This is a genomic window from Lentimicrobiaceae bacterium, from assembly GCA_020636745.1.
In the GTDB taxonomy this organism is placed as follows: Bacteria; Bacteroidota; Bacteroidia; order Bacteroidales; family Lentimicrobiaceae; genus Lentimicrobium.
This window is the reverse complement of record JACJXH010000004.1, coordinates 113186-128487: the sequence shown is the minus strand read 5'-3', so window position 1 is coordinate 128487 and position 15302 is coordinate 113186. Positions and strand designations below refer to the sequence as shown.

At 40.3% G+C, this 15302-nt stretch carries 13 protein-coding genes; 12 read left to right on the top strand and 1 reads right to left on the bottom strand.

The window, feature by feature from the left end; all coding sequences use genetic code 11:
- Nucleotides 1-90: 90 nt before the first annotated feature.
- The 11 genes from ccsA (at nt 91) to H6541_07720 (ending at nt 12085) form a co-directional block, all read left to right on the top strand.
- Nucleotides 91-2469, top strand: coding sequence for a cytochrome c biogenesis protein CcsA (gene ccsA, locus H6541_07770; GenBank protein MCB9015676.1), 2379 nt, complete (start codon nt 91-93; stop codon nt 2467-2469).
- A 41-nt stretch (nt 2470-2510) separates the two neighbouring features.
- Nucleotides 2511-3317 carry a DUF2520 domain-containing protein gene (locus H6541_07765; GenBank protein MCB9015675.1) on the top strand — a complete coding sequence of 269 codons (807 nt, stop codon included), beginning with the start codon at nt 2511-2513 and terminating at the stop codon, nt 3315-3317.
- A gap of 10 nt (nt 3318-3327) precedes the next feature.
- Entirely contained in the window at nt 3328-3849 is a 522-nt protein-coding gene (locus H6541_07760; GenBank protein MCB9015674.1) for an HAD-IIIA family hydrolase, read from the top strand.
- Nucleotides 3850-3861: 12 nt separating this feature from the next.
- Nucleotides 3862-4824 (top strand): geranylgeranylglycerol-phosphate geranylgeranyltransferase, encoded by a 963-nt coding sequence (locus tag H6541_07755; protein ID MCB9015673.1) that lies wholly within the window; start codon nt 3862-3864, stop codon nt 4822-4824.
- A gap of 21 nt (nt 4825-4845) precedes the next feature.
- Nucleotides 4846-5454 carry a septum formation protein Maf gene (gene maf / locus H6541_07750; protein ID MCB9015672.1) on the top strand — a complete coding sequence of 203 codons (609 nt, stop codon included), beginning with the start codon at nt 4846-4848 and terminating at the stop codon, nt 5452-5454.
- A gap of 278 nt (nt 5455-5732) precedes the next feature.
- The gene (locus H6541_07745) at nt 5733-6347 is read left to right on the top strand and encodes a DUF502 domain-containing protein (protein ID MCB9015671.1); all 615 of its coding nucleotides are present in this window, start codon (nt 5733-5735) and stop codon (nt 6345-6347) included.
- A 90-nt stretch (nt 6348-6437) separates the two neighbouring features.
- Entirely contained in the window at nt 6438-7214 is a 777-nt protein-coding gene (gene surE / locus H6541_07740) for a 5'/3'-nucleotidase SurE (GenBank protein ID MCB9015670.1), read from the top strand.
- 17 nt (nt 7215-7231) lie between these two features.
- Complete coding sequence (locus H6541_07735) at nt 7232-7525, top strand: hypothetical protein (GenBank protein ID MCB9015669.1); 294 nt, start codon at nt 7232-7234, stop codon at nt 7523-7525.
- Between the two features lie 86 nt (nt 7526-7611).
- Nucleotides 7612-8724, top strand: a complete 1113-nt coding sequence (lpxB, locus tag H6541_07730; GenBank protein MCB9015668.1) for a lipid-A-disaccharide synthase — start codon at nt 7612-7614, stop codon at nt 8722-8724.
- A gap of 6 nt (nt 8725-8730) precedes the next feature.
- Nucleotides 8731-9843 (top strand): tetratricopeptide repeat protein, encoded by a 1113-nt coding sequence (locus H6541_07725; GenBank protein ID MCB9015667.1) that lies wholly within the window; start codon nt 8731-8733, stop codon nt 9841-9843.
- A gap of 115 nt (nt 9844-9958) precedes the next feature.
- A complete protein-coding gene (locus tag H6541_07720) occupies nt 9959-12085 on the top strand; it encodes a ComEC/Rec2 family competence protein (protein MCB9015666.1) in 2127 nt (708 codons plus the stop codon).
- A gap of 57 nt (nt 12086-12142) precedes the next feature.
- On the opposite strand, the gene H6541_07715 is transcribed toward H6541_07720, so the two are convergent.
- Nucleotides 12143-13192 carry an endonuclease gene (locus H6541_07715; GenBank protein MCB9015665.1) on the bottom strand — a complete coding sequence of 350 codons (1050 nt, stop codon included), beginning with the start codon at nt 13190-13192 and terminating at the stop codon, nt 12143-12145.
- A 161-nt stretch (nt 13193-13353) separates the two neighbouring features.
- Between H6541_07715 and H6541_07710 the strand changes: the two genes are divergently transcribed.
- Nucleotides 13354-15261: a 4Fe-4S binding protein gene (locus H6541_07710; protein MCB9015664.1), complete on the top strand. Its 1908-nt coding sequence runs from the start codon at nt 13354-13356 to the stop codon at nt 15259-15261.
- Nucleotides 15262-15302: the final 41 nt, after the last annotated feature.

Sequence of the window (15302 nt, the reverse complement as noted above, 5' to 3'; positions counted from 1 at the left end):
AATTGTATTTTAGTGCCTTGAAAAGAAACGTATTTTTTTTCTTTTTGATTGAAGCTAAGCAAATGTTTAAATACTGACAAATATCTACTTATGACAGACGTTGCATATATTGGAGAGCATCTTACGCCTGGTGCAATCGGACGATTTCTGATTTTTTTATCTTTTTTATCAGGTTTTGCCGGGTTGTATTTTTACCTGCAGGTTGCGAAAAAAAGGGCAGGAAGTGGTTTTCAGCGAAAAATGGCCCGTATAGCCTATCTTGTTCAGACTTTCTCCATAGTTGGAATTTGTCTGGCGCTTTTTTATATAATTGTAAATCATTACTTTGAGTATGCTTATGTGTATAAGCATTCTTCTTCGTTCATGCCTGCAAAATATATTATTTCCAGTTTCTGGGCAGGGCAGGAAGGAAGTTTTCTGCTTTGGGCTTTTTTCATCGGTACATTCGGGATTGGAGCGATGTATACTTCGCGAAAGCTGGAAGCTCCTGCAATGATGGTGATTATTTTTGCGCAAATGTTTCTGATGTCAATGGTGCTGGGCTATCGTTTTGCTGGATTATCACTTGGGAGCGATCCGTTTCAGTTGCTAAGGTTGGTGCCGGAAAATATGGGTAACGATTTCTTCAGGAATCCATCATACCTCAGTCTTATTACTGATGGGAATGGCTTGAATCCTTTGCTTGAAAATCCGTGGATGGTAATTCACCCGCCACTGCTTTTTATGGGTTATGCTACAGCTATTTTCCCATTTGCTTTTGCCTTTGCTTCTCTCATTCAGAATGATAAGAGATATTGGTTGAAGCCAACATTGCCATGGATTTCGCTTACTATTGGCTTGTTGGGCATTGGTTTGATAATGGGCGGCGCCTGGGCATATCAGTCGCTTACTTTCGGAGGCTTTTGGGCATGGGATCCGGTTGAGAATGCTTCACTTGTGCCATGGCTTGTGCTTGTTGCTGCTTTACACTATATGTTGCTGGCTTATAAAAGGGATAAATTCTATCTGGGGACATATATTCTGTCTTTTCTCGGGTTTGTCATGGTTTTATACGCCAGTTATCTTACCCGATCAGGTGTGTTAGGCGAAACTTCTGTTCATGCTTTTGGTGATGATGGAAGGAGCTTTCAACTTATTTTGTTTACTGCTGTATTTACAATTGTTCCCGCCTGGATGCTTTTCAGCAAAAGAAAGAGTATAGCCGTTAACGACCTGCCGGCCTTTTTTACCAGAGATTTTATGATGTTGTACGGAGCTATTGTGTTGATTTTATCTGCTTTTCAGGTTATCAGTACTACTTCAGTGCCGGTTGTGAATAAAATTTTTGGTACTGGTTTTGCGCCTCCTTCGGATGTTGTTGGTTTTTATAATACCTGGCAAACACCTTTCGCTATTTTGGTGGCTGTTTTGCTGGGTGTTGGCCAATATGTTGTGTATGGGCAAAATGATATAAAATTATTTCTCCGGAGAATATCTGTTCCTTTTATTCTGGCTTTGTTACTGGCCATCGCCGGATTTATTATGGATAAAAACATGGTGGTTATCCATGGTATTTTTCTGTTTAGCATCATTTTTACTATTCTCACCTCTTTCGCTTACCTTATCCGGTTTGCCGGTGGCAAGGCCAACATTGGTGCTGCACTCACTCATGTTGGATTTGGCATATTTTTGTTAGGCGTTCTCATCGCGTTCTCTAATACAATTACGCTTTCACGTGTTGGCAAAAGCGGAACAACAGGAAGTGGTGATAACATCATGCTTTATAAAGGAGAGCCCAAGCAAATGGGTGATTACCTGGTTTGTTTCAGCGATAGTAAGGAAGATCGTGATGAAGTTTTTTACCAGATAGATTTTCTGAAACAGGGAACTGATCAGAAATTAGAAGTTTTGTACTCTGTTTATCCTTCTATAAAGTATAATAGCCGAATGGGGAATGTGTACAATCCCGATACTCGTAATATGCTTTTGGGCGATGTCTTTATGTTTATCACTTTCGCAAATGATAAATCAAAGCGTTTACCTGATGGTTATGTTTATGCTGGCAGTGCTGAATTTGAACTTGGTGATTCGCTGATGATTGGGAACTCCTTAGTTATTTTCGATTCGCTTTACCTTGCTTCTGTTAATAAGGATGTTACTGAAGTTGCCATTACAGCAGTGATAAAAGCGGCTGATTCAACAGGATTATGGAAAAGTTATCCAATGACTTATTCTATTAAAGATAGTTATGCCGAAAGTGGCATTGTTGAATTGAAAAACCAGGGTGTTAAGCTTCAGTTTGAAAAAGTTTCAGACAAACCTGAAACTATCCATATGGGTGTTTTTGAAAAGCAAGCTGAATTTATAGCTTTAAAGATTATGTTCTTCCCATGGATATGGGTGCTTTGGCTTGGAACAATTATCATGTTTACTGGTGTGACAGTCAGCGTTTGGAGAAGAGCAGTAAAAGCAAAGCAGGCAGCTGAGTAACATTTCATGCTAATTTTGTACCTTCGCAGCAAACATCTGTGATGCCTCTTCCTGAAATTAAAACTGTTTCTTTTGCCGGTTCCGGCAATGTTGCGTCAAATCTTGCTCCTGCACTCAAAAGGGCTGGTTTGGTCATCAGGAATGTCTGTTCCAGAAACCTGCATCATGCATCAGCACTCGCTGCAATAGTAAATGCATTGCCAGTTGAGTCTCTGGAAGATCTGCGCATGGATACTGATTTATTAATTCTGGCACTTCCCGATAAGGCAATTCCTGATATAGCTATAGATTTAAGGAGATCAGGCCGGTTTAAAGGGATTGTTGCGCATACATCCGGCTCATTATCTCTTGACGTTATTTCCCGTCAGGGGCTTCAGGGAGGTGTTTTTTACCCCCTGCAATCATTTACAAAACATTCCAGCCCTGATATTGCTAAAGTGCCATTTTGTATTGAAGGAACTTCTTCCGAGATTGAAATAGCCCTCGCTGCCGTAGCCCGGAAGTTGTCGTCAGATGTGCGGTTCCTTGATTCTTTGCAAAGAGCTTCTATTCATCTTGCCGCTGTTTTTGCTAATAACTTTACCAATTATATGTATGCGGTTGCCGATTGTTTGCTGGCAAATTGCGATGTTAACCCTGATATACTTTTGCCTTTGATTCAGGAAACAGCTTTGCGGTTAAAAGGCGGCGATGCTGCCCAGTTGCAAACCGGCCCGGCTGTGAGAGCTGACTGGCCAACCATTGACCAGCATCTTGAGTTGTTGAAGCAAAATCCCGAACTTGCCGAGGTTTACAAATTAATCAGTAGCCATATTGTAAAACTTAAAAATTCAGGCAAGGCCTGTTAAATGATAAGTCATGTCAAATTATAAAGAAAAACTTTCCGGAATTACGACCTTCATTTTTGATTATGATGGTGTACTTACCAATGGCGTAATTTTAATTACAAATTCAGGAGATCAGCTCCGGACTGGTCATGTGAAGGATGGGTATGCGCTGCAATTAGCTGTCAAGAGCGGTTACAGAATTGCTGTTATTTCGGGAGGATACTCCGAATCAATGCGCCACCGCTGCAATGCACTTAAACTGACTGATGTTTTTTTAGGCGTTGAAAATAAACTTGAGGTTTTTGACAAATATATCTCTGAAAATGGCCTGAATACCGATGAGGTACTTTATATGGGTGACGATATTCCTGATTATCATGTGATGAAAAAGGTTGGTATGCCTGTTTGTCCGGCAGATGCTGCTCAGGAGATTCGCGATATATGCAGTTATATTTCTCATTTTAATGGTGGCGAAGGCTGTGTTCGCGATGTTATTGAACAGGTGATGAAGGTTCAGGGAAAATGGATGAATGGCAATGCTTATCACTGGTAATTCAAGCTTATTTTGAAAAGTTTTCTTGATTCTGTCTCGTCTTTCCTGCGCTTTATTCGCTGGCCCAACCTCATTATTATCATACTTACCCAGGTATTGGTACGTATTGCTATTATTGGTCCGGTTTATTCGCAAGCGGGTATACAACCTGCCTTAAGTAACTTCCTCTTTATTCTGCTGGTAATTGTTACTGTAGTTACTGCAGCTGCAGGTTATATCATCAACGACTACTTTGATGTAGAAACTGATAAGGTGAATAAGCCTGAAAGCCTGTTTGTTTCTGGATTTTTTTCGGAAAAAATGGTTTTCAGGCTTTATTATTTTTTAAACGGTTTTGCTATTGTGGCTGGATTCTATCTTTCTTGGATGGTGGGGGCCTGGCGGTTAGGCATGATTTTTCCGATGATTATACTGCTGCTTTGGCTTTATTCTGAAAGATATAAGAAATTACTTCTCGCTGGGAATCTGGTTGTGGCCTTTTTGTCAGCTATTGTTCCGGTTATTGTCTGGTTGTTTGAATTTTTTGCACTGAGGCTTCAGGCTGGCAATTTTATGATGGTTTATACCAGCCTTCATCTTATTACTAAAGTTGTGCTGGTTTTTACTTGTTTCGCTTTTTTGCTTTCGTTGGTCAGGGAAATAGTAAAAGATGCTGAAGATGCAGAAGGCGACCTGAAAGCTGCCTGCCAGACATTACCTCTTGTTTATGGAATGGCTGTTACACGCCGGCTGGCTGTGTTGCTTCTCGTTTTAACTATGGTGTTGATTGGCTTTTTTAGCTGGAGTCTTTTTGAATTTCAATTGACAATTCCATCCTTATATTTTATCCTGGCTGTTGGCGTACCCCTTGTTTTTATTGCTTTCAAAGTGCTGAAATCCGAATCAAAAGCTGATTTTCATTTTGTTAGTTTGTTGATGAAACTGGTAATGCTGATTGGTATTCTGGGAATGATTCCCTTGGCAATCTGTTTGTAACTGATGTTGATGATGATGAAAGTGTTAAATAATTCCGGATATCAATTTATTTTAGCTTCGCAGTCTCCGCGAAGGCAAATGCTGCTGCGCGAGTTAGGGCTTTCCTTTGATATTAAAGTTAAACCAACTGATGAAGCTTTTCCTGCGCATTTGGTTTGCGAAGAAATTGCTTTACATATTTGCCGGGCAAAAGCTGATGCGTTTGACTTTGATGATTTGCCGGTGAATAGCCTGCTGATTACTGCAGATACCATTGTATGGCTTGATAATGAATGTATTGGGAAGCCTGCTGATGAAGCTGAAGCAAGGTTGATGCTCGGCCGGCTGTCGGGTAAAAAGCATACCGTTGCTACAGGCGTTTGCCTGAGAACTGTTGATAAATCAACATCTTTTTTCGTGAATACAGATGTTTATTTCAGGAAACTGGAAACGGATGAGATTGATTTTTATGTGCATAACTTTAAACCATTGGATAAGGCCGGAGCTTACGGTATTCAGGAATGGATTGGATATATTGGCGTTGAAAGGATTGATGGCTCATACTACAATGTAATGGGACTGCCCGTTCAGCGCTTGTATTGTGAGCTAAATAAATTTATCGATAATACTGACGAACTTAACAGATTGTGATCTTAAGTCGCCGGTTCATACAAGGCTGATAAGCATGCTTTCAAAACCTATTTTAATTGGAAGTTTTATAATGTTATCTGCTCATTAGGTTTCAGGTCGTGGAAAACCTATGGGCATCATGTATGTCACGCATTTCTGGTTTTTGTTCATTGTTGGCTACCTGAGCAGCCCTATTCTTCCTGTTTCCTGATTTTATAACACAGCAATGTCTATCTTTGCAATGTAATACGCTTAACCTGTTTAATGGTTAAATTGTTTGTAATCAAAATATTAGCACCATGTCAAAAGGAAAAATATCGAAGAGCCTGCTTTCATGGTTTCTTCAGGGCTTGCTATTTACGGCTCCTCTGGCTCTAACAATATATATTATTGTAGTGTCATTTAATGTAGTGGACGGGATTCTCACCGATGTAATTTTGGGTATTTTCGGAATCAGAATACCCGGATTGGGAATGGTTGTGATTTTAATAACCATTACCATTATTGGTTTTTTAGGCTCGTCTATTGTTTTCAGACCTTTACTGGCCTATCTCGATAAATTAATAAGTCAGGCTCCACTTGTTAAGGTAATTTATACTTCTATAAAAGATTTTATGTCAGCATTTGTTGGCAAAGAGCGTCGGTTTACCGAGCCGGTTCTGGTGAAAGTGAGCAAAGAGGCCAACCTGGAGAAAATGGGATTTATTACCCAGAAAGACTTGTCTAATCTGGGTATTTCTGATCAAAAAGTGGCTGTTTATCTGCCCCATTCATATAATTTTTCTGGTAATCTTTTTATAGTTCCTGTTGAAAATATAACCCCACTCAATGCTCCGCCAGCCGAAGTGATGAAATTTATTGTAAGTGCAGGCGTTACTACTATTGATGGTAAACAAAGAGCAACGGATAAATGAACCTTTTGTTAGGATAATGGTTCTCATCACCGGGTTGTAATTTCTTCATTTTCATTTTTTAAGTTGCATTTTTTAAGATAAGAATACTCAATGAGCAAACCTCTGATTTTAATTACCAATGATGATGGTATACATGCCAAAGGCATCCGAAACCTTATCAGGATTATGCGTACACTAGGCGATGTAGTTGTGGTTGCACCAGATAAACCTATGTCTGGCATGGGTCATGCCGTCACCATTTCTTCTCCGCTCAGGGTTCATAAACTGGCCGAAGAAGTAGGCTACAGTGAATATTCATGTAGTGGAACTCCAGCCGATTGCGTTAAACTTGGGCAGAAAGCAATTATGGAACGTAATCCTGATCTTATTGTTTCCGGCATTAATCACGGGTCAAATGCATCGGTGAATGTGATTTATTCGGGCACAATGGCGGCTGTTCTTGAAGGAGCAATGGAGAATATCCCTTCTATTGGTTTTTCATTGAATGATTATGCATCTGATGCCGATTTCAGTAAGTGTGAACCTTATATTCTTTCCATTGCCGGTAAGGTGCTTAAAGAGGGTTTGCCTGATTATACTTGCCTGAATGTGAATATTCCAGCTGTAAATGGTGCGCCAATCAAGGGAATTAAGGTTGTGAGGCAGGCTATGGCATTTTGGGATGAGAAATTTGATCACCGTAAAGATCCCCACCAACGTGATTATTTCTGGCTTACCGGTGTTTTTCGTAACCGCGACGAGGGCGAAGATACCGACCAATGGGCGCTCCATCATAATTATGTTTCGGTAGTGCCTGTGCATTTTGACCTTACATCTCATAAAACCATACCTTTGCTTAAAGATTTGGAAACAGGGAGTATGAATTAACCGAATTAGTTGTGATTATGTGGAAAAATGATAATTTTTTTGTCGGAGCATTGTCAGCGCTTATTTTGTCTGTTGCAGCAGCCATCATGATTCTTTTTTTGGGGCCGCTGGTTTATCCTCTTCTTCCGGAAAGCTCTCCAGTAAACAAGTTGATGCTGCTGTCTCCTGTCCCTGCTTTGTTTCTGATGAGGTATTATATGCGCAAACTTAGATTTGACAAAGCCGGTATAGGTGCGCTTGCCATCGTTTTCATACTCATCATTGTGTACTTTGTCTTTGTTGAAGGTAAACCTGTCAGCCTTTTTCACTGATAATGTTTTGAGGTGATAAAAGGTTTTCTTTCGTTGAAACGGATAAACGAATATTGAATTATTAACTTTTCATATTTTCATAAGCATTGAAATACTACATCATTGCAGGAGAAGCTTCTGGTGATCTGCACGCTTCAAATCTTATTCGTGAATTGAAAAATGGTGATCCACTGGCAGAGTTTCGTTGCTGGGGGGGCGATCTTATGCAAGCACAGGGTGCAAATATTGTGAAACATTACCGTGACCTGGCATTTATGGGGTTTCTGGAGGTTCTGCTTAATTTGCGCGCCATCATGGGAAATCTTAAGTTCTGCAAGGTTGATATTCAGCAGTTTAAGCCAGATGCCGTTATTCTTGTTGATTATCCCGGATTTAATCTTCGCATTGCCCGCTTTGTTCATAAATTGAAAATCCCTGTTATCTACTATATTTCACCTCAAATATGGGCATGGAAACAATCAAGAGTGAAAATCATCAGAAAGGTCGTTGATAAAATGCTGGTAATTTTGCCTTTTGAAAAGGACTTTTATGCAAGACATAAAGTTGAGGTTGAATTTACTGGTCATCCATTGCTTGATGCGCTTGCCCGGAAGCAAGTAATGCCTCTGAATACTGGTGACGAAAAACCTGTAGTGGCTTTATTGCCGGGTAGCCGCAGCCAGGAAATTAAAAAGGTACTACCTGTAATGCTGGAAGTTGCTGAGCATTTCAAAGAAGTTAAGTTTGTGATTGCAGGCGTTCCTTCACTTGGTGAAGAGTTTTATCATCAGTTTGAAGTGCATCAGGATGTTCAGGTGATCATGAATCGCACTTATGACCTGTTAAGTCATGCCAAAGCTGCTTTGGTTACATCTGGTACGGCTACCCTTGAAACGGCATTGATTGGAACTCCTGAAGTAGTTTGCTATAAGGGAGGGTATTTGTCATATCTTATTGCCAGGCAGTTGATTAAGATTAAATATATTTCATTGGTTAATCTCATTATGGACAGGCTTGTGGTGAAGGAGTTGATTCAACATGATTTAAATGTCAGGCAACTTACTGATGAATTGAATGCCCTTTTATACAATGATGAATACCGGACTAAAATGCTTGATGATTATCACGAGCTTAGTATTAAACTCGGTGGAGTAGGGGCGTCAGCTAAAGCGGCAGAGGTAATTCTGAATTTCATAAAAACAAAGCCTGCTCAGGCTTAAAATCATATGATTATTGAAACTAATTTCTCAAATGATAACTATAGCTTTCTGATTTCGATGAAAAAAACAGTGACTTTATCTGGCTTTCTTGGCATGAGTATTCTCGTGTTAACGTTCTCCTGCTCTTCAGGTAAGCATCATGCCGAATTGGCCCAAAACGATTCAATTTCTGCTGATACAGCTGCAGTTAACAGTTCAGCTGATGAAGTACCGGCTGATACAGTGACAACAAAAGGTGCTCTTTTGTCTGATTCAGGTCCGGGATTTGATGTCATTCCTCTTGAAACGCAATTTCAGGCAGGGAAAAATACCAGTATTTTAAAGAGAACGGCTAAGGATGATGTGCTAAGCCGGATTACTTTCAGAGGTAAAGGCTCAGATGAACGCCGCAAAGGAACTCAACTGGCTTTAAGCGGAGATTTGAAGGGAGCGGTTGCACAATATTCAAAGTCAGTGGAATTGGCGCCTGAAAATCCAGATGCATATTTTTATAGGGCAAGGGCAAAATGGGGACTTAAAGATATTAAAGGTGCAGAGGCTGACTTTGCCAAAGCCATCGCAATAAAGCCCAGTGAACCTGTATATTATTTTTTCAGAGGTCAGATGTATTTGCAGCAAAAAAGGAATGACGAAGCTCTTGCTGATTTCAACTCGACTATCAGATTGTCGCCTGATTTCGCTGATGCATTGGATTATAAAGGGATTGCATTGTCGGAAATGGGCAAAAATGCCGAAGCGATTGAGGCTTATGATCTGGCCATTTCGCAAGTTCCGGTCCATGCTTTGGCGTATTACAATAAAGGAACAGCCCTGGCAAATATGAAAAATTATGCTGAAGCAGAGAAGATGTTTACCAAGTCGCTTGAAATAGATCCTGAATATCCTCAATCGCTTAATAACCGTGGAAATTGCCGGTTTATGATGAAAATGTACAGTGAAGCTATTTCTGATTATACATTGGGTATAGCCAGGCAACCCAAAAATGCGGAGCTCCTCAATAACAGAGCTTATGCTTTTCAGCGAAGCGGGAAAATTTCTGAAGCTTGCGAAGATTGGACAAAAGCAGCTGAAATGGGGCACAATGTAGCCGCTGAGATGCTGAAAAAATATTGCAAGTAGTATCGCTCTTCAATATTTTATTAACGACCATAAATTTTATTATACTATTCTTAAAATTTATATATTTATAAGTTGAAAACAATCCCGTATAAAAGGATAAAATCAACTTATAGTTTTGAAAGTCTGGACCCGTTTCCCGTTTATACGCATATTGCTTCCGTTTATCGGGGGCATTTTGCTTTATAGCGTTTTTCAATTAGATAGTGTTTTCCTTCCCTTTTGGGTTTTGGCACCTTTGCCTTTTATTGGTGTTTTTCTTTTTTTTCGTGGGCGGTTAGCATCCTATCATTTCAGATGGATTATTGGAGCGGTGATCAATGTTCAGTTGCTGTTTACTGGGTACTATTTGTCTTTCCTGGAAAATGAAAAGTCTCACCACAATCATTTTTCTGAAATTCAGGTGGACAGTCAGCCTGTATATACTGCAGTTTTACTTGAAGCACCGCAAAAAAGAGCTAACTCAGCCCGGCTTTTTTTATCGGTAACCCGGGTTTTTCTGGATAATAAAGTTTATCATGTAAAAGGCAAATTGCTTGCTTATGTTGCTAAAGACTCATTGGTCGATTCATTGACCTATGGCACTGAAATCATGTTTTCACAGTTGCCTGATTTGGTAAGGAAACCTGCAAATCCGGGCGAATTTAATTATGCCAGTTATCTGAGTGTAAAAAGAGTCTATCATCAGGTATATCTTGCCAGGGGAAGCTATATCATAACGGGCAAGGGGAAAGGTAATATTTTTAAAGCTTTTGCTCTGAATATGCGGGCCCGCTTGCTTAGTACAATGCAGCAATATGGTATTCAGGGGCGCGAATATGCTGTTGCTGCCGCGCTTCTGATAGGATATGATGATATGCTTGATGCCAATCAGCGTCGTGAATATGCTGGAGCAGGAGTCGTACACATTCTTTGTGTTTCAGGTTTGCATGTTGGTGTTGTTTTTCTGATTGCTGATTACCTGTTTTATTTCTTAAGAAAAAGAAAAAAGATGGTTTGGCTTCGGCCTTCTCTGATAATACTGGTTATCTGGACTTATGCTTTAATTACAGGGTTTGCACCTTCTGTACTCAGGGCATCGCTGATGTTTTCACTTATCACAGTTGGCAAATCGCTGAACAGGCATGCACACACTTATAACACACTTGCAGCTTCAGCTTTTATTTTACTTGTTATCACTCCTGGAATGATTTATGATTTGGGATTTCAACTGTCATATGCTGCAGTGGGCGGTATTGTTACATTTCAACCTCATATTCAGAAGATTTTTGCCCCTGTTCACGTGGTTTCAAAATATTTTTGGGGTCTTATCAGTGTTTCAGTGGCAGCTCAATTGGTTACAGCCCCTTTGTCAGTGTATTATTTTCATCAGTTTCCCAATTACTTTCTTTTGGCAAACCTGATTGCCATTCCTTTGGCTGGTGTGTTGATTTATACCGGCGTGCTTTTTATATTTTTTTCCTTTATTCCAGTTTTAGGGAAAATTGTCGCTACTTTGTTGATACTGCAGATTAAAATACTGAATAATACAGTGTCTTTTGTTGAAGGTTTGCCCGGGGCTGTCAGCAAAGCGCTTTATCTTTCACCGATCTCAGTTATTGTTGTTTATTTTGTTGTTATTGCTTTGTTTTTATGGTATTTGCAGAAAAACAGGCGTTGGTTTATGGCTGCAATTTTTTTCTGTGTCATACTGGCCGCTGATTATGCATTTATAGCAATCGGTAGAGCAAATCAGCAATTATTGATGGTTCACAGTGTAAACAGGCATTCAGCCATCAGTATGGTAAGCGGGGATTATCAATGGGTAATGTGTGACTCAGGCTTGATTGTAAATCCCCAACTGCTCAATTATCCCACAGAGTCGTTCAGGGTAAAGGCAGGCATCAGGCATTTTAATCTAATTGATTTTTCGGCAACAAATCCCCATTCCCATATGTTAGGAAAATCATTGGTTTTTGATCATGGATTTTTTCAATTCGGGAATAAAAGAGGCATCGTTTTATCTCCTTTAGTGAATCTGCCGGAAATTGAAAAAACGATAAGACTCGATTATGTGATTCTAACATCGAACTATAAAGCCAGCCTCCGGATGTTGCAGGCGTATTTTCCTGGTGCAACCTTTATTGCTGATGCTTCTAATGCACAATGGAAGTCGAAGAAATGGGCAGAAGAAGCGAGCAAGCTCCGTTTGACGTATTATTCTGTGCGTGAGTCAGGAGCCTGGGTGCAAAATTTGAATGAATGACTGTTCCCTTTATATCAGCAATCAGCCAACTCAAAATATTTCGTTGCACATCAATGATCAATACTGCAAATGAAGTAAAACAGGAAGATGATCACTAAAGCCGCCCTGGTATGTGGGGCCGCTGAATGTTCTGAAAGGCTTGGTGCCATTAAAACTCCTGTCATCTTCCAATAAAAAGGGCGCTCTGAATATTTCTGCTTTTTGGGCTGACAAGCGAAGTCCTTCTTTTTTGTTCAGTAGTGCTGATGATACAATAAACTGATCTATTATACTCCATTCTTCCCTGAATTTGTTGGAGCCTATATCCCATTTGCCCATCATTTCCTGCATCAGATTATACAAAAAGTACCCTGTGGTGTCAGCCGGGCCATAACGGGCGTTGAGATGAACGGCAATGCTTTCGTCTGTTGGTTGGTCATTAAAGTCACCTGTGATAACTATCAAAGCCTGTGGGTTAACAGCTGCAATTGAATCGGTGACCCGCTTTAAGCATAGTGCGGCATCTCTTCTTCTGGGAATGGTAGCTGCGGCTCCTCCGAATTTTGAAGGCCAGTGGTTTACAAATAAATGAAGCGTATCATGTTGATTGGTTAGCCCCTTTACGTATAGGATGTCGCGGGTTGTTGCCACTGAATCACCTTCAAAAATAACCGGAATGGCTCTGTGGCTGAGCACTTGAAAGCGATCAGGCCTGTATATCAGTCCAACATCAATACCTCTGGCGTCAGGTGATTCATGATGGATAATATTATAGTCATAGCGGCTGAGTGGTGTTCGTTTCAGCAATTGAATCAAGCAAAAGCGGTTTTCAAGCTCACACATGGCCACAATTTCAGGCGGACGCCAGCCGCCCGCGGAAATGATAACTTTGGACGTGTTTTGTAGTTTACGCTCAAATTTCTTCCATGTCCAGCCTCTGATACCTGAAGGAAGATATTCATTGTCATTTTTTAACGTGTCATCAAACGGGTCAAACATGTTTTCAAGATTGTAAAACATGATTTTGAACTCATTCGCAGGCTTTGTTTCCTGCTGGGCTTTTCCTGTAATGCTTATCGTTATTCCTGCCAATAGCAGTGTTGCTTTCAGGATATTTATCATTTTCATGTATGGCTGATTCATGGAATCAAACTTACAAATTTTTTGAGCTTCTTCCCGCTTTCATCTTGCTATTGCTGTTTATAAACATTCTGAATTAGATGACAGATGCAGGCGGGCTGAATAAGTTTTTACATTTGAGCTTTAAATTATCAATAACTCAAATTCATATGGCAAGAGTCGTTAAAAAGAATTATTATCGCCTGGTATTACAATGGCTTGTAGTGCTCATGCTGGCTTACCTTGTAATCCGTCCTTATTTTGATAAAACTTATACTTCTGATTTTGAGGCTTATTGTCCGTTTGGCGGATTGCAGGCATTCTCATCTTTTCTGGCCAATAGCTCTCTGGCTTGTTCAATGACTACAACTCAAATTTCAATGGGGCTGGCCTTGATGCTTGGCATTTTTATCTTTAGCAAGCTCTTTTGCAGTTACATTTGCCCGATTGGAACTTTTACAGAATGGCTGAGCCGCCTGGGAAGGAAAATGAAACTGAATATTACAATCAGCGGAATGGCTGATCGTTTGTTGCGGGTGGTTAAGTATGCTATTCTTTTTATTACCTTTTATTATAGTGTGTCGAGCAGCGAGTTGTTTTGCAAAACCTTTGATCCCTATTATGCTGTTTTTTCAGGATTTAGTTCTGATGTGGTACTCAGTTACGCTATTATGGCACTTTTTCTGGCAATACCCGGCTCTTTCTTCGTTCGCCAGTTGTGGTGCAAATATTTTTGCCCGCTCAGCGCGGCATCCAATATTTTTACATACGGCTATTTCTTCCTGGGAATAACGGGCGTTTATATGCTTTTAACGCTTGTAGCCGGAATCTCAATCAGTTGGATATGGCTGTTAGCCGCCTTGTGCCTTACCGGAATGATTCTTGAAACAACCAGGCTTAAATTCCTGGGGATGCCTTTCTTTAAAATAACCCGCAATGCTGATACGTGCACTTCCTGCAGAATTTGCGATAAAGTTTGTCCGATGGCCATTAAAATCTCTGATAAACCTTCGGTTGAGCATATTGATTGTCACCTCTGCGGCGATTGTATAACCCAATGTCCTGAGAAGGATACGTTGATGATTAACCGTAAGAAATTAAACTGGCTGCCGGCCGCAGCTGTGGTTGTTTTAGTAGTGTCAGGCCTTGTTTTTGCATCATTTACCGATATCCCTACCATTAATATCCGGTGGGGGACATCCGAACAGATCAGCAAAGCCGGTATTTATCGCCAGGCAGGTCTTACAAGCATTAAATGCTATGGTAGCTCCATGTCGTTTGCTAATCATATGAAAGAGCTTAAGGGGGTGTTGGGTGTCGAAACATTTGTTTCCGATCATAGCATTAAAGTGTTTTACGACAAATCTGTTCTTACTGATGAGGAAATTAAAAAGGCTATTTTTACGCCGGTAAGTTCAATTGTTGCACCTCCTGCGCAGGGTCTGTCGTCAGTAGCAGTTGCCGAAGCTGCCATCGATCAGTTTTTTGACCCAAATGATGCCATGTTGTTGGAAATTCGCTTCAAACAGGTTAAAGGTATTCTGGCCTTTGAAACTGTTTTTGGAGAACCTGTACATGCTCTCATTTATTTCGACAGCCGGTTGCTTAATACTGATAAAATCAAGCAATTGATTGAAGAGGAAAAGTTGAAATGGGCATTTGAAGGCGAGACCTATGAAGCTGAAACCGATTTTAAAGTGGCTTCTATCCGTCTTAAGGAAGAGGCGATATCCTTGTCAGCATATTTAAGTCTGAAATATGAACCGGTTGTCCTTGATTTTAATGATTTTGAAAGCTATCAGCCATCACAGCTTGATTCACTGGATGTGCCTTTTATTGACGGAGCCGATCCTGAACTGACTGATATGCCCTGGTATTTACTCAGTCATTTGAGCAATGAGAAAGGGGTGGTCAGGTTTGCTACTTTATTTACAGACAATGGAATGGTGTTGAGGTTAACTTATTCTCCTGCACTTACCGGAAAAGAACAGATAATGAATCTGCTCAATCAGCCTGATTTACATGTGCATATGAGTGATGGTACCGAAAAATCAATGCCAAATCCATACAGGTTTTAAATGTAGCCTCAGGGCCTGAGGGTAAGACTTAATAAAACGAA